Source organism: Chryseobacterium sp. CT-SW4, assembly GCF_048572715.1.
Classification (GTDB): Bacteria; Bacteroidota; Bacteroidia; order Flavobacteriales; family Weeksellaceae; genus Chryseobacterium.
The window spans coordinates 3,312,024-3,330,091 of record NZ_CP183840.1; the positions used below are offsets into that span (position 1 = coordinate 3,312,024).

Genomic DNA, 18,068 nt, shown 5'->3' on the forward strand with positions numbered 1-18,068 from the left:
TTATAATGAGAAATAAATATAAAAAATTAATATTTCTAATATGGATTGCAGCTACTCCGGGAGCGCTCTACTCTCAGGTGGGCATAAGCAATCAAGACCCAAAAGGTGTATTGGATTTAAGAACCGATGGAGCAAATAATACCACAGGATTGGTAATCCCACGGATACAGGATGTAGCAAACCTAAAAAATGCCGATGGAGATGAAGCTATAGAAGCTACTATCGCCTACGACATTTCAGATGAATGTATGAAGTACAAAGGAGCCAATGCATGGTCCGACTGTATGCTGGATAACCAAAGTGTTAATAGAGTAACAGGTTCTATTCTCAATATCGGTAATGACCTGAAAATGATGAAAGCTTCAGCCGGAAACTGGTTTACCGTGGCTATTGGAAAAAATGACCAGGCATTGTACGTAAGCGGTTATGGAACGGAATATAGAACAGCATTGGGAAGAGTAAGCCTGATCAACAGTTTTACCCTGGTAAAGGCTGATACTCCTATAGCTGATGCATCTGCCGGATATACACACGGCCTGGCTGCAGCAGAGAACGGAAAAGTATTTGCATGGGGAAATAACACTTCAGGAAGAACCGGAGTGGGAGTCATCACTTCTTATACTACCGTACCTACAGAATTACCCAATTGGGTGGTTAGCAGCTATGGAAGAGCAGTAAGAGTAGAAGCAGGATACCTCAACTCACTGATACTTAGTGAGCAGGGTAAAGTATATTCTATGGGGGATGCTTCCCTTACCGGTATGAATACACAGTATGCAGTGCCTACTTTAATCAGTACACTACCATCATCTACTGTATTCACAGAAATTTCATTATCCCAGACTACAGCAGGTGCCATAGACAGTACATCCTCTACTGTATATGTATGGGGGAATAATATTTACGGACAATTGGGAACAGGAAGTGGTGCAACCATTACCGCAACTCCTCAGGCCGTTACATTCCCTAAAACCATAGGACAGTTAGCCATGGGTATATATAATTCCGCAGCAGTTTCTACAGACCAGAAAACATTATATGTATGGGGACTGAACACTGTAAACGGTATTGGAGGAGTGGGTAACACAACCTCTCCTACCGCTCTTAATATCCCTGGTTTTGACTCTGCAAGTGATGTTATTTATGACATCGCAGTAGACAGGTTTTATAGCGGGGGAATTATGGTAGCTACCAGTGCTGGAGTATATGTAGCAGGTAATAATCCTTACCGTAGATTAGGAGCAGGCTCCACTGACGCGGCTATCACTAATCTTACCAAAATAAACAGCAGCAGAATGTATGCAGGAACGGTAATTAAAGATGTGTCTTTAGGATTTTTCCAATCTGTAATGATAAGTGGAGATAATACACAAAACACAGAAAACAGCTATTCCGCATACGGTTCAGGTGGACTTGAAGGTTACAGAGAGTTAGGAGCTATTAACAGTGGAGGACCTTCATATGTACCAACATTAATTACGTATTAAAAATTGTATATGTTGAATTAACAATTTTTAATAGAAAAATATTTCTCTTAAGTTAATTTGTTTAGTGCGAAACATTGTTTCAATCTTCTTATAGAGAATGTCTTTATCATTTTAGGGCACCCCAGAGTGGGGTGCTTTTTTATTACAAAACTACTTCCCATCAGATGAAAAGTAGCTTTAAATTTATAGATAAACGTTTGGATAAATCGCAAAAAGCCACACGAGCTATTTAATCCCTGTCAGAAGCCCTGATTTACAAAAATCCGGCAAGGAGAAACCCTACAATAACCGCAGTAGCAACACTTACCACTCCGGGAATCATAAAGCTGTGGTTCACTACGTATTTTCCAATGCGGGTAGTTCCTGTCCTGTCGAAATCCATGGCTGCTACCAGCGTAGGATAGCCAGGTAATACGAAATCCCCGTTCACTGCCGGAAACATGGCTATTAAATGAGGTTGTGTAATTCCTAAAGCCAGTCCTAAAGGCATCATAATCCGGGTCGTAGCCGCCTGACTGAATGTAAGAGTAGACATAAAGAACAAGGCAAAAGCAAAAGTAAAAGGATATACAGCCGCAATATCTTTAAAAGCATGTTCTATGATAGCTTCATTAGCTCCCATAAATGTTGCGCTCATCCAGACTACTCCCAATACGGAAATAACAGCTGTTGCCATTGAAGTAAACAAACTCATTTTAGCAACTTTCACTGCAGAGGTTTTTGTAATAAGCATTATTAATGCTGCTGCTGATAAAGTAACCATTACAATGATCCCCGTAAGATTAAGCGTACCATCTCCAGAAACAATAAGCCCGGGAGTTCCTTCTCCCACATTGGGAACAAAGCCTGGAAATGCTCCAAAGAAAACAATCAGTAAAATAGCTAATCCGAAAATCATAACAGCTGTTTTTGCACCGGGCTGTATTTCTTTTACGGTTTCACTGTTGGTATTTAAAGCTTTGGCAAATTCGGGATCTTTTAGCTTTTCAAGAAATTCGGGATCGTCATACAGTTCTTTACCTTTTTTCCATACCGCTGCTACACCTACCAGAATCCCAATAAGGGAAGCAGGAATACAGACCATCATAATATCCGTTACCGCCGATGAGTAAGCCAATAAACCCGCCAACGTAGCGGTTGCAGCACTCATAGGACTACCGGTTAAAGATAAGTGGGAAGCAATTACAGATATCGTCAGCGGACGTTCCGGTCTTATTTTAGTCTTTATAGATACTTCCGCAATGATGGGCAACAATGAATAGACAAGGTGAGAAGTACCGGCAAAAAGACATAGAAAATAAACGGTAAACGGTGCAATCAAAGTAATTCTTTTAGGGTTGCTCCTGATGACTTTTTCAGCAAGGCTTACCAGATAATCCAGCCCTCCGGCAGCCTGCAGCGTTGCTGCTGTCGTTACAATCGCCATAATGATAAGAAGTACTGCAATAGGCGGATCAGCCGGCTTCATATGGAATACAAAGACGAAGATCAGAAGTCCCAGCATTCCCATAACCCCCAGACCTATTCCCTTCAGACGGGAACCGATAAGGATCATGATAAGCAGTATGGCCAGTTCTACAAAAATCATGATGCTATATATTTTGGATTAATAAGGTTTTCCAGGGAATAGATCTCATCCCATTTATCCTGGGTGATTAAGCCTCTTTCCAGGACTACGATATCGTGAACGGATTTACCGGTAGCCAGGGCTTCTTTAGCAATATCCGAACAGGTCTCATATCCCAAAATAGGATTAAGCTGTGTGACGATACCTATACTCTGCATAACCTGCTGTTTGGTATGCTCTGCATTGGCGGTGATCCCCACAACACATTTTTCTTCCAGGGTGTAGCATGCTCTCTTCATATACTCCAAAGAAGTGAATAGTGAATAGGCGATAACAGGTTCCATTACATTCAGCTGTAATTGTCCTGCTTCGGCAGCCAGGCTGATGGTAAGGTCTGCTCCCATCACATAGAAGCAGGTCTGATTAACCACTTCCGGTATTACAGGATTTACTTTTCCCGGCATAATGGATGATCCCGGCTGCAATGGGGGTAAATTAATCTCATTGAGTCCACAACGTGGCCCGCTACTTAACAAACGCAAATCATTACAGATTTTACTCAACTTAATGGCGCTTCTTTTCATAGCCGCACTTACCTGTACAAATGCACCCATATCAACGGTAGCTTCAATAAGGTCCGGAGCAAGCACTACCGGAATGCCACTTATGTCCGCGAGGTGTTTCACACATAGCTCAGCATATCCCGAAGGTGCATTCACACCGGTTCCGATGGCCGTAGCTCCCATGTTTACTTCTATGATCAGGTTTTCAGCTGAGCGTAAACGCTGGATATCATCAGTCAATGTGGTGGAAATAGCATTAAATTCCTGTCCCAATGTCATGGGAACGGCATCCTGAAGCTGCGTTCTCCCCATTTTAAGAACATCTTTAAATTCCACTCCTTTTTTATAAAACGCTTTCTGAAGGCTGGATAAGGCTTCGGCAAATTCTTCCATCTTAATATAGGTTGCCATCTGTAAAGCTGTAGGATATGCATCATTGGTACTTTGAGACATATTAACATCATTATTGGGATGCAGATAATCGTAGTCCCCTTTCTGATGCCCCATATATTCAAGACCCAGATTAGCAATTACTTCATTGGCATTCATATTCGTTGAAGTTCCGGCTCCACCCTGGATCATATCACTGATAAACTGATCGGAAAATTCTCCCGCTATCAGACGATCACAAGCATAGGCTATGGCTTCTGCCTTTTTTTCATCAAGAACTCCCAAATCCCTGTTGGCCATCGCTGCTGCCTTTTTCACATATCCGAATGCTTTTATAAATATCGGGTAATTTCCCAGGGGAACTCCTGTAATATCAAAATTTTCCCTGGCCCGTAAAGTTTGTACTCCATAATAACAATCATTAGGAATTTGTTTTTCACCTAAAAAATCGTGTTCAATTCTGTAGGAATCCATAAGTGGTATATATTTAGGGTTAAAAATTATATAATAATCCGAAAGCAAGCCGTAGAGCTTCCTTCCCTTCTTTCTTTCCTGTACCGTAGGTGAGCTGTTTATACCCGAACTGGGGCTCTATGCCTACCATTACCGAATCCAAAAAGTTATAGGCTGCATTGATGGTAATATAATAATTGGTCATACTATCCCAACCGGCGGTGGTTTTACCCGCATCATAGAAATGGTTATAGGATATCACCCCCATCGTATGAAATTTTTTGGTCCAGAATCTTTGGTAGGAAATAAATCCGGCATGTACGGGAAGTAATTTCAAATTTCCGTTGGCAGAAGCATCCGCAAAGCCATCAAGCCCTGAACCTCCCACGGCTACGAAATAATCACCGATGCCTTTTCCTACGGTCCATTGAGCCTGTAGATTATTAGTCAGTTCGGATTTCTTCTGGAAAAAAATATTCCCGATAAGCGTGGCACCCCATCCTTTTTTTGAAGCATACTGAAAAGTACTGTCTCCTCTTGCAACATTTTTAGAATCATATCCTATATTCCTGTAAAGCCCTCCCAGCTTTATAAATCCTCCGTTTTTAAAATAGCGGCTTACCCCCAGTACGGCATCAGGCATCCTGGAAGGTGCATAATCCACTCCGTAATCATTATTTAAGGTATAATCATATAATCTCCTGGGTTCCATATATTCTACGGATCCTTCCAGAGTAACAGGAAGGGACTGGTTTTGCTTCTGCGTATATCTTACAACTATCCTTCTGGATATTGCCATTCCCGTAGGACCGTCCCAATCCAATAATGAGGCAGGCCAAAGCGTTCCTGATCCGAAAGTAGACCAGCTTTGCCCCACCATCCAATGATCATATTCAAGCCAGGCATGTCTTAATCTGAATTGCGAGGTATTGTTAGGCCCCAGAAAATCTCCTTCGAGACGGGCATTGATCTCTTTACCGTTCTTTAGCTGCATGGTACTTACAAATCTCAGCTGTGACTGTCGCATATCCATATTGAAGCCCTGGATATCTTTTCCTTTCACATCATTTTCATGGATGAGAAAAGCATTCTTTCCGGCCAGGTTCCCTTTGATATCATAAAAACCATTCAACTTTAAGCGACCGATGAGACGTGAAGTTAATCTGGGTTTGCCGTTCAGGGAATCCTTAGATTCAGCAGATAAAAGCTGAGCCGTCAAGGTGGATGAGATACATAGAAAAAATAAGAGAAATAAAATTGGGGAACATAAATTTTGTTTCATCTGAGTAGCATTAAATTTAAATCTGAGGTTGAGGGATAACAGAGATAAATAATAATCAACTATAAGGAATCATAGGCAAGATATTTTTTTGTATTGAACAATTATTTCATCATTAAAATAAATTCACAAATCTAATTTAGAGAAAAAAATACAATTTCAAATAAAAAATCAATAATATCCGATTACCAAAAGAAATTTTAATCAAAATTTAATTTATTATATATAATATTTTCACCATACAAAACATTTTTATAAATATCCACACTTTCCATCTGAAAAAACCATCTGGTGCCTTTCTCCTACTTAATATAATATTTATATACAAATTTGATTTTATCTTTGAGAAAAAAAATATACTTTTGTAGTCTGGTTTCTCATCTTATGATTATTGAATGAGTCTATAATAACTCTACTATAACCGTACTAAGAAAAACCGATTCAAATGATAGAAAATCAGCTCAAAAGAAGATACAAACCGTATTTTCCCGAAAGCTAAAAAATTTAAAAAATACCATGCCGGATTTAAAAATACAAGAAGCCACATTGCTTTTTAAAAAAATCCACTCCAACCCTAAAAGTTATGACTTAAAAATCAATGAAGACGGAATAACTGGCAGTGATAAGGAAATTAGTTTCAGACTTTATAGGAGTGGGGAAGACAGTGTTTTTGAGGTGACAATAGAAGGGCTCACTTTCATCAATAATACCGGAGAATGGAACAATGCTATCATTATGTTGGGAAATACCATCAGAAGATTGGAAAGAGAAAAAGAAAATTTAAAAATAGAACAGGCAATCGATAAACTCAGAAAATATTTATCCGAAGAAAATTAAAAAAAAGAAGGAATTAAATTTGGCGGATAAAAAAAAAGTTTATACTTTTGCACTCACATTTGAACGATATGGCAAATCATAAATCAGCATTAAAAAGAATTAGACAGAACGAAGCAAGAAAACTTCGTAACAGATACTACCACAAAACTGCAAGATCAGCAATGAAAGTATTGAGAAATGAGGAGGATAAAGCTGCTGCTGCAGAGCAATTGCCAAAGGTTATCTCTTTGTTGGATAAATTAGCTAAGAAAAATATTATCCACAAAAACAAAGCTGCTAACTTAAAAAGCAAGTTAACTAAACACGTTAATAAATTAGCGTAATAATATAGTTGGCCCGTTCGTCTATCGGTTAGGACCTCAGATTTTCATTCTGGTAAGAGGGGTTCGATTCCCCTACGGGCTACTCATTTTTTAAAAAATCACTGTTTATTTATTCAGTAATTTTTTAAAAGCTAATTTACAATTAACATACCTAATCCGGCCCGTTCGTCTATCGGTTAGGACCTCAGATTTTCATTCTGGTAAGAGGGGTTCGATTCCCCTACGGGCTACTTAACGACAATTAAAGAACTCTGATAATACAAATATCAGAGTTCTTTTGTTTTTTAAATCCTCATTAAGCAACTCTTCTAACCTCTTATAAACCCAGTTTTTTCCGGTATTGACTGACTTGCTTAGTCATTCCTGCTTTATCCTATTACTGAGCTTCTATTATGCCTGTCTGTCTTCTCTTCTTCCTATCATTTAAAACTCCTGAATGCACAAAAAAAGTACAGAACCTAAGCCCTGCACTTTAACTTTCCGATAAGTTGTTTAAAATTTATTTAAAATTAGTTTTAATTGATTTTAATCACTGTTACACTGGAAAGGCTCGTAGTATCATAATTGACAGTTCCATTATAATTGTTCCCATCTTTATATCTTGCGGAATGCATGGTAAGAATCTGTCCTGCTTTAGCGTTGATATAAGAGTTGGAACCAAACGCAAATCTTCCGCCAATATTAATATCGGAAGGGTCATATTGAGGGACTAAAGTAATTACTTTTGCAGAAGCCAGGACTCCATCGAGGTTAAAATAAATATAGTCACTCAGCCTCGAATCTTCTACCGCCGGACTTTGCTTTAAGGCTAAATTGGCCGAGATCAGGTATAAGCCGTCCTGCTTTATTCTGAGCTGATAGTCTCCGATCTTCTCATATATCGATCCCGAAGTATCAGAATTGAGAACTACCGTATTAAAAATATCAATTCCCACTGGAGAAGCTACACTGATCGGGTTAAAGTTTATACTGCTGGCAGGGGAATTAGAAAATTTGATAACTTCATATTTTGTTTTTCCAATCGCTGCAGGGAAAACCCATTCTGCTCCATTCCATGCATATACACTGGGAATTACGCTATAAACTCCCGTTCCGGCATTCACAGTATTAAATACCATTGTACCCGTCGGAATATTACCTGACAACGGTGCTTTATCCTGAGTAGAACTTAAGGCTACACGGGGAATTAAAACGCCTTTATTGGTAGAGGTGATATCCATAACAGAAGAGTTGGCAGGAGATTGGGTCCCAAGGCCCACCTGGCCATAAGCTAAGCTCATCGGCAGAACTAACATAAGTTTAATAAATATCTTTTTCATTTTTTCTATTTTTAAAAATTAACGGATACGTAATAAAGCAATACTGGAATCTCCGGCCTGTAAAAATTTAACATTAGCTATTCCATAATCAGTTGCGTAAGTCCCTGTTGTTTTCTTTATTTTCACACATAATACATCGCCTTTATTCAATTCGATATATTCCGTAAATGAATGCGAAAATAATCCCCGGTTGTCATCAATCGATGTAGTAAATCCCGGTGAAAACACCTGTTCGGTTCCTACAGGCTGCCCGTTTACATACAACCTGGCAGTCATGGATACTCTTCCCTCTTCATCTGCATCATCACGGTCAAACGATAATAATGTCGAAACGGAATACAATCCTGACATTCCCAACGTCACCGTATGGTCTGACTTATTCACATTATAAATAGATTCACTTTCGTTGAATACTTCACTTCCGAAAAGTCTAACATTTTGCCAATTTGTGGTATTATAATTAGTGGTATTTTCCGTATTCACATATTTAGCCGTAACGTTCTGTAAATCCGTGCTCAGGTTGGTCCATTGCTGTTCCTCAGCACTCCACCAATGCAATCCTGGTGTAATGATATTGGGAAAACTTCCGGTAGTAGTAGTGTTAAATACAATGGTTCCTGTAGGAATAGAAGCATCCAGTGGTGAAGCGGAAGTTCTTGAGGTCAGAGCCATTCTTGGAAAAAGAACCCCTTTACTGGAACTTTCGAGCTGCAGCATCACTCCATCTTCAATATTTTTAGTGTTAACTCCTACCTGGGCTTTTAATTCGCTGCCGATAAAACCTGCTTTTAGGAGTGCAATACATATAATATATTTCTTCATAATTATCTGATTTTTTCAATTGAAATAGTTGATGTATCCGGGTTTTTGAAACGTACATCCGTACTGGGATCTATCTCATAAGATCTCACCCTGAGGGTATATCCTTCTACATTTATCGGAACATATACCACAAAGGTTTTTCCATTAGGAAAGTTGGATTCATCCCCTCCTTCAGAATCCCATCTTCCGGGAATATAAAGGTTATCTGAAACAATATTATCCTGGTTATTCACTACAATTTCAATCCCGAAATTATCCGCACCTCCCGAAGACGCCAGATCCAGGTTCAGGATTACTTTATAGTATCCTACTTCATTAATTTTCAGAGTAGTATTGTCTATTTTCTGATACAATGACGGATTAGTATTAAACCTTACATTTTCAAAAATAGGAGCATATATTCCATCATCATCATTAATGTCAGTGGTGGTATCCTGATTGGAGAATAATGCAGTCTCACTGGCATCTTTCTGTGCTATTCTTACCCATGAAGCGGGTGTTTCAGAGGTATCCCAATAATAAATTCCGGGAACAACAGCCGTTTCACCGGATCCGGAAGTTGATGTATTGTATACCATCAATCCATTCACCGCATCTCCGGTTACCGGAGAAAAAGAGCTGGTAGAAGTCAGTTCCACTCTAGGGAAAAGAACTCCTCCATAGTAGTTGCTGGAAACATGCGGCTGACTTTCAACCTGAAGGATGATACCATTGTGTACATCCTTCGTCCCGACTCCGAACTGCCCAAGCAGGGGAACGCTCAATAAAGCCGAGACTAATAAGATCATTTTTTTCATTTTTGTTATAGAATTTTTTTGTTTATTGTATAAAGAATCCTGTCCCTGCTGTTGGATATACAGAGATATGAGAGAGGTAAAAATTCAATTTTCCTAAGCCTTAGGAATTTTTAAAATTTTAAAGTTGATAATTGGGAATTTAAACAGGAGGTGGAATCAGGATATTAAAGCTCATCAATTAATAGTTTGCGTTGAAAGCAAAATTATAGGGATTCTTTTTTTTTCAAATATAAACACCCTCCCCGATTTCACCCACGAGGGTAAACAAGGTTAATGCATTTTCGGTATATTACCAAACAATATCCAAAAAAGCGTCACTTAATATGCAATCAATCAAAAAGTTAAAACTTTATTCCCCATAAAAAAATTAAATTTAAAAAGAAGAAAGAAAAGAGAGGGAACACTCTCTTGCAAGGGTAAAAAGAGGGGCAATTATTATAAATATGCATAGAATACAAACCCTTTTTTAGAAAAAATGAGCATAAATCTAACTATAAAAATCCAATTGAAGCATTTTATCCCCTTAAAAAAAGATTAAAATCCATTATTGAAATTACAAATTCATAGGGAACCAATGACTGCTGCGCGAAGGTTTCTTTAATTTACATTCACTCCAAACAAATGTCCGACAAAGGCTGTAGCCCCCATAGCAATAGTACCCCAGAAGCATATCCTTGCCACAGCAATTCCAATGGGAGAACCTCCTGTTTTTGCGGAGATAGCTCCAAGGATCATTAAGAAAACAATCGTAAAACCATATTGATAGTATACCATTTGTTCAATAGGGGCCCATAAAGAAACCATAAATGGCAAAGCAGCTCCAAATCCAAATGAGCCAAATGAAGCTATCGCAGCCTGTAAAGGTTTTGCCTGGGTAATCTCGTTAATTCCCAATTCATCACGCGCATGGGCTTCTAATGCATTATGATCCGTTAACTCCCGGGCGACCTGCAAAGCGGTTTCTTTGCTGACTCCTCTCTGCTCGTAGATCTTGGCAAGCCCCATGAGTTCAATTTCGGGGATTTCTTCAAGCTCTTTACGTTCTCTTTCAAGATCTGCTTTCTCCGTATCGGACTGGGAACTTACGGAAACGTATTCCCCTGCCGCCATCGACATTGCACCGGCAATCAATCCTGCTAAAGCTGCTAAAATAATGGTGTGCCTATCCGGTTCTGCTGCCGCCACTCCTATCACAATGCTTGTTGTTGACAGGAGTCCGTCATTGGCTCCTAAAACAGCTGCCCGAAGCCAGCCTATCCGGTTGACGTAATGTTTTTCTAATTGATGATGCATACTTCATTTTACCATTTAGCTTAAAGTTACAGCTTTTATTTTTATTAACGTTTATAAAGGTCTTATGAAAATAAACTTAAAAATAAACCCTATCTCAAGAAAATTGATCCATCAACTGAGAAATTCAATAAAAAATGCGGCCTTTAAAGGCCGCATTTTTTTATTTTCTGCTTAATGCTTCTTCATATCTCTTACTCACTTCTTTCCAGTTCAGCACTTTCCAGATGGCTCCGAGATAGTCTGCTCTTTTATTTTGATATTTCAGATAATAAGCATGCTCCCATACATCAATTCCTAAAATAGGAGTTCCTTTTTCTTCCACCACATCCATTAAAGGGTTATCCTGATTGGGTGTAGAAGAAATAAATAATTTTCCGTTTTTATCTACGGCAAGCCATGCCCATCCGGATCCGAAACGGTCTGCCCCCGCTTTGGAAATTTTTTCTTTCATAGCATCTACGCTTCCAAAGCTTTCGTTAATTGCCTTCAAAAGTTTTGCAGAGGGCTGTGTATTTTTCTCCGGAGTTAACATCGTCCAGAAAAGTTCATGGTTATAATGTCCTCCGGCATTATTTCTTACGGCAGGGCTTAATGTGGACACCTTTCCCAGGATCTGATTCAGGCTTTCCTTTTCTAAAGGAGTTCCTGCAATAGCTTTGTTAAGGTTGGTTACATATCCTGCAGCATGCTTGGTATAATGGATTTCCATAGTTTGGGCATCAATAGAGCCTTCCAATGCATTGTATGCATATGCTAACGGAGTCTGTTTGAATTGCGCAAAAGCGAATTGCGCTGCGAATACTGCACCTAAGGCAGCGATTTTCATAATTTTCATAATCAGTACTTTTATGATTAAACACTATTTTTTTAATAATTTTCTGATATCTTCTATCAGCAATTCCCTGTCGGGATGGTATTGCCCGCTGAGCTTAGGTATTCTGCCTTCGGGGTCTTCATAATTTAATCCTGAATAATAAAGAATAGGCATATTGTCTTTATTATACCTGCAACGGATATTTCCTTCTTTATCTACCAAAGCGATCATACCGCTATGGTTAAGACTTTCTCCTTCATCCTCCTGATCTCCAACATAAATATTGAACTGATCTGCCAATTTACCGATATACGTACGGTCGCCCGTAAGAAAATGCCAGTTCAGAGATTTAACCCCTATTCTTTTAGCATGCTGCTTCAAGGCTTCAGGAGTATCATTCGTGGGATCAATACTTATAGAGATAATTCCAAAATCCGGACTGTTAATCTCATCCTCTACCACTCGCATATTGGTATTCATTACCGGGCAAATCGTGGGACAGCTGCTGAAAAAAAACTCTACCAGATATACTTTTCCCAGCATATCCTTATTGGTGATCTTTTTATTATTCTGATCTGTCAGTTCAAAATCCGGGACTTTCATTACCGTATATAAATTACTCTTAAAGTAATTCATCCCTATCCCTATTCCTAAAAAAAGTACTATAATGACCACAATGGGTATTACCACTATATTTTTAGAACCTTTATTGCTCATTTTATTTTTGGGCATATTTTTCCGGAGCTTTCTTAAATTCTTTTTTACAGTATGGACTGCAAAAACCATACACCTTATTTTTATATGTCGCTGTATCTTTTAAATATTGTGCAGTTTCCATATGACAGATAGGGTCCTGTGCATTGACCACTTTTACATTTTTCAGATTTTCCTGGGAAGTGCTCATGCTTTCTTTATGCTTTACTTTAGGAGCTTCTTTCGTACAAGATATTAGAGATACTGACAGTATAGCTGCCCAAATGATTGTTGATTTCATCAGATTAAATTTTAATTAACATTAACGAGAAAACGGTTTTGATGCGTTATCAAAACTTTAGAAATAAGGCAAATCAGGCTAAAGGAGGACGGAATATCTTAGTAAAATATTCTGAGGTTGAAAAGTTTGAATCGCCGTTATATTCAGCTTTTTGAGTACGATCCACTATAATTCTACCTGGGCAAACAAGAATTTTACAGGAAAGAAAAGCTTCCATTACAGGAATCTTTACCGTTGATGTACCGGATTGCTTTTCAGTTTTCACCAGTTCTTTTTCAACGTAACATTTTCCTTTGCAGGTAGAGAGTGGTTTATCTTTGTTTACACAGAGATTTTTAACAATGTAATCATAATTAACCGCATAGTTCACCAATGGCAGGACCGGACGTACAGCCATTGTAAAAATAATGAATATGGATATTAATAATTTCATCTGGTTAAATGTACTACAAATTTAGTATTCACACCTTAGTTTACCGTTATGATGATTGTCATTTCTTCCATTTACAATAAAAGTTCCACTGAAAAAGATCAATGGAACTTTCTGTTAAGTTAATTATGGATATTTAAAATTTCATCTTTTGTATTCTTACAGCGTTCAATATGGCAATTAATGCCACTCCTACATCGGCAAATACCGCTTCCCACATGGTGGCCAGACCTCCGGCTCCGAGGATAAGAACAATTCCTTTAACTACAAATGCGAGGGTGATATTCTGCCATACTATTTTTTTTGTTTTCTTTCCTATGGAGATCGCCATTGGAATTTTACTTGGCATATCATCCTGAATCACCACATCCGCAGTTTCAATGGTGGCATCACTTCCCAATCCTCCCATTGCAATTCCCACATCACTTAAAGCTACTACGGGAGCATCATTTACTCCATCTCCCACAAAGGCAACACTTTGTTTCTTAGCTTTAATTTCTTTTACTTTATTCACTTTATCTTCGGGAAGAAGATCTCCGTATGCATTCTCAATTCCCAACGTACTTGCCACAAATTTCACTACTGAGGATTTATCTCCGCTGAGCATAGTGGAAGAAACGTTTAATGACTTAAGCTTATCGATGGTCGCCTGTGCATCCGGTTTGATACTGTCCGCAATGGTAAGATATCCCACAAATTTTCCTCCATATGCCACAGCAATCAATGTATACACGATATTATCGGTCTTTATATCATAGGTGATATTGAATTTGTCCAGGAGTTTAAAGTTTCCTACCAAAAGTTCTTTTCCATTCACCTCAGCTTTTAATCCATGACCGGCAATTTCTTCTACGTTTTCGAGAGGTAAGGTATAATCAATATCTCCTACATAGTTATGAATAGCCGTGGCAACAGGGTGAGTACTTTTACTTTCCAGTGCATTCACCATTTTCAGGATTTCATCTTTATTAAATTCTTCTCCAAAAGAGACTTCCTGTACTTTAAATACTCCTTCCGTCATTGTTCCTGTTTTATCCATCACCACATTTTGTATATTGGCAAGGGCATCCAGAAAATTACTTCCTTTAAACAGGATCCCGTTACGGCTTGCCGCTCCGATCCCCCCGAAATATCCTAACGGAATGGAAATAACCAAGGCACACGGACAGGAGATCACCAGGAATACCAAGGCTCTATACAACCAATCCCTGAACTGATAGTCTGCGACAAAAAAATAGGGCAGTAAACAGATCAAGATGGCCAAAAGAACGATAATCGGAGTATATATTTTCGCGAATTTACGAATGAACAATTCGGTAGGAGCTTTCTGGGCCGTAGCATTTTGTACAAGCTCTAAAATTTTGCTCAGCTTACTATCCTGATAAGCGGTTGTCACTTTTACCAGGCTTACCGTATTAAGATTAATCATCCCCGCGAGCACTGCTTCTCCTTTACTTTTGGTATCAGGTTTACTTTCTCCTGTTAAAGCGGCTGTATTAAAAGAAGCCGAGGTGGTCAGTAATTCCCCGTCCAATCCCAGCTTTTCTCCCGGCTTTAACTGGATTGTATCTCCGATATTCACCGTTTCAGCCTTTATGGTAACTGGCTGTCCGTCTCTTAGAACCGTTACCTCATCAGGCCGCTGGTCCAGCAAAGATTTTATATTACTTTTTGCTCTTGATACCGCCAAAGTCTGAAATACTTCTCCTACTGCATAAAAAAGCATTACAGCCACCCCTTCCGGATATTCACCGATCGCAAAGGCTCCGATGGTAGCAATACTCATTAATAAAAATTCTGAGAAAATATCTCCTTTACCAATACTTTCCACCGCTTCTTTAATAACCGGCAATCCTACAGGTATATAAGCAGCAAGATACCATACGATACGTACCCAATCTTTAAACCAGTCGGGCTTTATATAGTTGTCCATTGCTATTCCCGCCAACAGTAAAACAAATGATATGATGGCAGGCAAAAACAGCTGCAAGGTGGTTTTATCTTCTGAACCGTGAGAATGGTCATGTCCATCCCCATCAAAATGTTCCTTTTTTATTTCTTTATCTTTCGGTTTTGTACTACAACATTCTTCCATAAGTTGATAATTTTAAACAAATTTAACTTTAAACTAAATGCAATACTATTGCAAACTTTCATTCAGGCAGTTTTCACAAATACCCTTTGCAAAGAGCCTTATTTCATCAATTCTGAAACTGGTCTGAAGATTTTCCGGAAGTGCAATATCTTCCCTACAGGTAGTCTGTTTACATATTTTACAATAGAAATGCAGATGCCAGTCTTTATGTGTTTTTTCATCACAGCCATCATGGCACAGCTTATATCTGGTTGTATTATTTTCCTGAATACTGTGTACGATTCCTTTTTCTTCAAAGGTTTTCAATGTTCTGTATATGGTGGTACGATCTGCATTTTCAAAATGATCTTCTACCTCGGATAAGGATAAAGCCATTTCCTGAGAGCTCAGAAGATCATATACCAAAATCCTCATACTTGTGGGTTTGGTATTTTTATTTATTAGTTTGTTTTCTATATCTTTTTTCATTTCATTCTGCTTTAAAATCAATTATTTGTAAGTGATTTACATAATGTAATATAAGAAATTTTCTTTTCTTTCCGGTATATTTCCGTCCCCAATCATCTGCCTGATATTGATCTCTATGGTCTCTGCCAAAGAGGTCATTGGTGTATCCACAGGTGTATTTTCAAATGGATCCTGCATGAGAATAGAGGTCTTCTCAATGGCTATGAATACGGAAGGAATCAGGATGGTGATCAGGATTTCTATCACCAGCTGGGAGTCATCCAATCCAAACGGAAGGATAAAAGCAAATACATAAATCAATATGTGCAGCAGCAAGCTGTACGATTTAGGAAAAACTGTGTTTTTCAACCGTTCGCATTTTCCCATGCTGTCGCAGAGTCTCAAGAGGGTTTCATTCAGTTGTATCTGTTTAAAATCTGATATGTATCCGGCTTCCGCAATTTGCTTCACCTGGTCGGAATGTGCATCTAACAGAGCATTGGGAATATTTTGGGCTTCTATTCCATGGATATCAAGATAGTTCTGAACTTTTACTGAAAAGGGCAGTTTTCGTAAGGATTCTCCCAGGGCATAATTCCAGATGATCTGTCTTTCGGCAAATGCTTTAATTTCTTCTTTTCTGTCTGCGGGTAAGAATTGGATAATCTGCCGCATAAGGGTACGGGAATCATTCACAATGGCTCCCCAGATGATCCTTGCTTCCCACCATCTTTCATAGGACTGTGAAGTCCTGAACGCCAATAACAAAGAAACAGCAGTTCCCAAAATAGCTGGTATGCTCAGGGGAAGTATGATTTCGCTGAATATGGATAAACGATCCAGAATGCCTATAAATATCGCAAATATAACGATCCATAGAATCTGGATTTGGATCCCCTTAAGGAAGTACCGGATGGATATTCTTTTATTGAGTAACATATTATATGGTTTTAGTTTTATTCTTCTTCTCCTGTATTCGTCAATATTGCATTGATAAAGAACGCTCCTTTTACAGCCACCTGCGCATTATCCGGAATAGGTTTTACAGGGGTAATTGCTGTATACCCCAAGTCAGAGGTTCCACTTACTACTTCTATCTTTTCAAAATTCAGGGCTTCTTTTTTATTTTCCTCCGTATGCCCGGTTTTTTTGTTGGTACGGACAAATATATAATCTTTTCCTTCCGAGCTTGTTATGGCATCATTAGGGACTGCCGGCATCAGTTTATTATCCAGGCTTACTACTGCTGTAACATTCATCCCGTCAATTAATCCTGCCTTATTTCCCTGCACTTTACAATGTACAGGCACTGTTTTACTTTCATTTTCAAAAGCAGCTCCGATACTATATACTTCTGCATCATATTCAGCCACCGGATTATTGGTTAAAGTGAAGTGGATGCGCTGTCCTACTTTAATGGAAGGTAAGTCTTTTTCAAATATCTGCAAATCCAAATGTAATGAACTGTTGTCTACAATTTCAATTACCGGTGAAGAGACGTCAATATAACTTCCCAGCTTTAGAAATACATTACTGACGGTACCGCTTATCGGAGCAATTACTGCTAATCCTGATCTTAAGTTTCCATTGGAAACATTTCCGGGACTTATTCCCATCATCTGAATCTGTCTCTGTAAAGATGCTCTTTTTGTTCTTAAAGCTTTTAACTGAGCTTCGGCATTCTGAAGGTTCTTTTTGGCTCCTGCATTATTATCAAAAAGTTCTTTCTGTCTTCTGTATTCCTGTTCGGCAAAAGTAATATTGCTCCCCGCTGTAAGGTATTCTTCCTGAAGCTGTATAAATTCAGGATTAGCAATGGTGGCTATTACCTGACCTTTTCTTACATTATCTCCTACCTGTACGGTTAAAGTCCTGATTACTCCTCCATATAGGGATGTCGCGTTGGCCTTATTATTATTGGGCACACTTAATGCTCCATTGGCCTTAACGGTAGCCGTGAGTTCTTTCATCTCTATGTTACCCAGTGCTATTCCTACGGCATTCATCTGTTCTTTTGTAACAGAAGCTATATTCGGATTGGGATTTTCGGCCGGCGCTTCCGTATTCTCTTTTATATCGGCTTTTTCATCATTTTTTTGGTTACAGCTTATTAAAGCTATAAAAATTATTACGATGATACTAAGTTTAAGTTTCATTT

General features: G+C 38.7%; 18 protein-coding genes and 2 tRNA genes. 5 read left to right on the forward strand and 15 right to left on the reverse strand.

The features are described from left to right. The first annotated feature begins 5 nt into the window (after positions 1-5). On the forward strand, positions 6-1,487 hold the full coding sequence (locus tag ABJ974_RS14925; protein WP_419869013.1) for an RCC1 domain-containing protein: 1,482 nt from the start codon (positions 6-8) through the stop codon (positions 1,485-1,487). A gap of 253 nt (positions 1,488-1,740) precedes the next feature. On the opposite strand, the gene ABJ974_RS14930 is transcribed toward ABJ974_RS14925, so the two are convergent. Genes ABJ974_RS14930 through ABJ974_RS14940 form a run of 3 tightly spaced genes read right to left on the reverse strand, consistent with a single transcriptional unit; the run spans position 1,741 to position 5,742 of the window. Next, positions 1,741-3,075: an anaerobic C4-dicarboxylate transporter family protein gene (locus tag ABJ974_RS14930; RefSeq protein WP_419869014.1), complete on the reverse strand. Its 1,335-nt coding sequence runs from the start codon at positions 3,073-3,075 to the stop codon at positions 1,741-1,743. Beyond that, entirely contained in the window at positions 3,072-4,481 is a 1,410-nt protein-coding gene (gene aspA, locus ABJ974_RS14935; protein WP_419869015.1) for an aspartate ammonia-lyase, read from the reverse strand. The genes ABJ974_RS14930 and aspA overlap by 4 nt, the downstream gene beginning before the upstream one ends. A gap of 19 nt (positions 4,482-4,500) precedes the next feature. After that, positions 4,501-5,742, reverse strand: a complete 1,242-nt coding sequence (locus tag ABJ974_RS14940; RefSeq protein ID WP_419869016.1) for a DcaP family trimeric outer membrane transporter — start codon at positions 5,740-5,742, stop codon at positions 4,501-4,503. A gap of 513 nt (positions 5,743-6,255) precedes the next feature. Between ABJ974_RS14940 and ABJ974_RS14945 the strand changes: the two genes are divergently transcribed. The 4 genes from ABJ974_RS14945 (at position 6,256) to ABJ974_RS14960 (ending at position 7,129) form a co-directional block, all read left to right on the forward strand. After that, on the forward strand, positions 6,256-6,576 hold the full coding sequence (locus tag ABJ974_RS14945; RefSeq protein ID WP_419869017.1) for a hypothetical protein: 321 nt from the start codon (positions 6,256-6,258) through the stop codon (positions 6,574-6,576). Between the two features lie 68 nt (positions 6,577-6,644). Further along, positions 6,645-6,899: a 30S ribosomal protein S20 gene (rpsT, locus tag ABJ974_RS14950; protein ID WP_292009251.1), complete on the forward strand. Its 255-nt coding sequence runs from the start codon at positions 6,645-6,647 to the stop codon at positions 6,897-6,899. Positions 6,900-6,909: 10 nt separating this feature from the next. Further along, positions 6,910-6,981 (forward strand) — tRNA-Glu (locus ABJ974_RS14955). Between the two features lie 76 nt (positions 6,982-7,057). Further along, positions 7,058-7,129: transfer RNA gene (locus ABJ974_RS14960), tRNA-Glu, on the forward strand. A 285-nt stretch (positions 7,130-7,414) separates the two neighbouring features. Here the strand turns inward: ABJ974_RS14960 and ABJ974_RS14965 are convergent. The 12 genes from ABJ974_RS14965 to ABJ974_RS15020 all read right to left on the reverse strand — a co-directional run bounded on the left by ABJ974_RS14965 (position 7,415) and on the right by ABJ974_RS15020 (position 18,066). Further along, positions 7,415-8,218 carry a hypothetical protein gene (locus ABJ974_RS14965; RefSeq protein ID WP_419869018.1) on the reverse strand — a complete coding sequence of 268 codons (804 nt, stop codon included), beginning with the start codon at positions 8,216-8,218 and terminating at the stop codon, positions 7,415-7,417. A gap of 18 nt (positions 8,219-8,236) precedes the next feature. Beyond that, positions 8,237-9,040: a hypothetical protein gene (locus tag ABJ974_RS14970; protein ID WP_419869019.1), complete on the reverse strand. Its 804-nt coding sequence runs from the start codon at positions 9,038-9,040 to the stop codon at positions 8,237-8,239. A gap of 2 nt (positions 9,041-9,042) precedes the next feature. Next, positions 9,043-9,828 (reverse strand): hypothetical protein, encoded by a 786-nt coding sequence (locus ABJ974_RS14975; RefSeq protein ID WP_419869020.1) that lies wholly within the window; start codon positions 9,826-9,828, stop codon positions 9,043-9,045. A 606-nt stretch (positions 9,829-10,434) separates the two neighbouring features. Next, positions 10,435-11,130: a VIT1/CCC1 transporter family protein gene (locus tag ABJ974_RS14980; protein ID WP_419869021.1), complete on the reverse strand. Its 696-nt coding sequence runs from the start codon at positions 11,128-11,130 to the stop codon at positions 10,435-10,437. 160 nt (positions 11,131-11,290) lie between these two features. After that, positions 11,291-11,965 (reverse strand): superoxide dismutase, encoded by a 675-nt coding sequence (locus ABJ974_RS14985; RefSeq protein WP_419869022.1) that lies wholly within the window; start codon positions 11,963-11,965, stop codon positions 11,291-11,293. 24 nt (positions 11,966-11,989) lie between these two features. Beyond that, positions 11,990-12,676 carry an SCO family protein gene (locus ABJ974_RS14990; RefSeq protein ID WP_419869023.1) on the reverse strand — a complete coding sequence of 229 codons (687 nt, stop codon included), beginning with the start codon at positions 12,674-12,676 and terminating at the stop codon, positions 11,990-11,992. Then, positions 12,663-12,938, reverse strand: a complete 276-nt coding sequence (locus ABJ974_RS14995) for a YHS domain-containing protein (protein WP_419869024.1) — start codon at positions 12,936-12,938, stop codon at positions 12,663-12,665. The genes ABJ974_RS14990 and ABJ974_RS14995 overlap by 14 nt, the downstream gene beginning before the upstream one ends. Positions 12,939-13,011: 73 nt before the next feature. Beyond that, positions 13,012-13,371 carry a hypothetical protein gene (locus ABJ974_RS15000; RefSeq protein ID WP_419869025.1) on the reverse strand — a complete coding sequence of 120 codons (360 nt, stop codon included), beginning with the start codon at positions 13,369-13,371 and terminating at the stop codon, positions 13,012-13,014. A 133-nt stretch (positions 13,372-13,504) separates the two neighbouring features. Beyond that, the gene (locus ABJ974_RS15005) at positions 13,505-15,463 is read right to left on the reverse strand and encodes a heavy metal translocating P-type ATPase (protein ID WP_419869026.1); all 1,959 of its coding nucleotides are present in this window, start codon (positions 15,461-15,463) and stop codon (positions 13,505-13,507) included. A gap of 45 nt (positions 15,464-15,508) precedes the next feature. Beyond that, entirely contained in the window at positions 15,509-15,931 is a 423-nt protein-coding gene (locus ABJ974_RS15010; RefSeq protein ID WP_419869027.1) for a Fur family transcriptional regulator, read from the reverse strand. A gap of 36 nt (positions 15,932-15,967) precedes the next feature. Next, on the reverse strand, positions 15,968-16,849 hold the full coding sequence (locus ABJ974_RS15015; protein ID WP_419869028.1) for a bestrophin family protein: 882 nt from the start codon (positions 16,847-16,849) through the stop codon (positions 15,968-15,970). 17 nt (positions 16,850-16,866) lie between these two features. Beyond that, positions 16,867-18,066 (reverse strand): efflux RND transporter periplasmic adaptor subunit, encoded by a 1,200-nt coding sequence (locus tag ABJ974_RS15020; RefSeq protein ID WP_419869029.1) that lies wholly within the window; start codon positions 18,064-18,066, stop codon positions 16,867-16,869. Between the last annotated feature and the right edge of the window lie 2 nt (positions 18,067-18,068).

Bases quoted from the DNA above. Each gene is read 5' to 3' on its own strand.
- ABJ974_RS14925 (WP_419869013.1), top strand. From the start codon at position 6: ATGAGAAATAAATATAAAAAATTAATATTTCTAATATGGATTGCAGCT.
- ABJ974_RS14970 (WP_419869019.1), bottom strand. From the start codon at position 9,040: ATGAAGAAATATATTATATGTATTGCACTCCTAAAAGCAGGTTTTATC.
- ABJ974_RS14965 (WP_419869018.1), bottom strand. From the start codon at position 8,218: ATGAAAAAGATATTTATTAAACTTATGTTAGTTCTGCCGATGAGCTTA.
- ABJ974_RS14940 (WP_419869016.1), bottom strand. From the start codon at position 5,742: ATGAAACAAAATTTATGTTCCCCAATTTTATTTCTCTTATTTTTTCTA.
- ABJ974_RS14985 (WP_419869022.1), bottom strand. From the start codon at position 11,965: ATGAAAATTATGAAAATCGCTGCCTTAGGTGCAGTATTCGCAGCGCAA.
- ABJ974_RS15010 (WP_419869027.1), bottom strand. From the start codon at position 15,931: ATGAAAAAAGATATAGAAAACAAACTAATAAATAAAAATACCAAACCC.
- ABJ974_RS14995 (WP_419869024.1), bottom strand. From the start codon at position 12,938: ATGAAATCAACAATCATTTGGGCAGCTATACTGTCAGTATCTCTAATA.
- ABJ974_RS14945 (WP_419869017.1), top strand. From the start codon at position 6,256: ATGCCGGATTTAAAAATACAAGAAGCCACATTGCTTTTTAAAAAAATC.
- rpsT (WP_292009251.1), top strand. From the start codon at position 6,645: ATGGCAAATCATAAATCAGCATTAAAAAGAATTAGACAGAACGAAGCA.
- ABJ974_RS15015 (WP_419869028.1), bottom strand. From the start codon at position 16,849: ATGTTACTCAATAAAAGAATATCCATCCGGTACTTCCTTAAGGGGATC.
- ABJ974_RS14975 (WP_419869020.1), bottom strand. From the start codon at position 9,828: ATGATCTTATTAGTCTCGGCTTTATTGAGCGTTCCCCTGCTTGGGCAG.
- ABJ974_RS14930 (WP_419869014.1), bottom strand. From the start codon at position 3,075: ATGATTTTTGTAGAACTGGCCATACTGCTTATCATGATCCTTATCGGT.
- ABJ974_RS15005 (WP_419869026.1), bottom strand. From the start codon at position 15,463: ATGGAAGAATGTTGTAGTACAAAACCGAAAGATAAAGAAATAAAAAAG.
- aspA (WP_419869015.1), bottom strand. From the start codon at position 4,481: ATGGATTCCTACAGAATTGAACACGATTTTTTAGGTGAAAAACAAATT.
- ABJ974_RS15020 (WP_419869029.1), bottom strand. From the start codon at position 18,066: ATGAAACTTAAACTTAGTATCATCGTAATAATTTTTATAGCTTTAATA.
- ABJ974_RS14980 (WP_419869021.1), bottom strand. From the start codon at position 11,130: ATGCATCATCAATTAGAAAAACATTACGTCAACCGGATAGGCTGGCTT.
- ABJ974_RS14990 (WP_419869023.1), bottom strand. From the start codon at position 12,676: ATGCCCAAAAATAAAATGAGCAATAAAGGTTCTAAAAATATAGTGGTA.
- ABJ974_RS15000 (WP_419869025.1), bottom strand. From the start codon at position 13,371: ATGAAATTATTAATATCCATATTCATTATTTTTACAATGGCTGTACGT.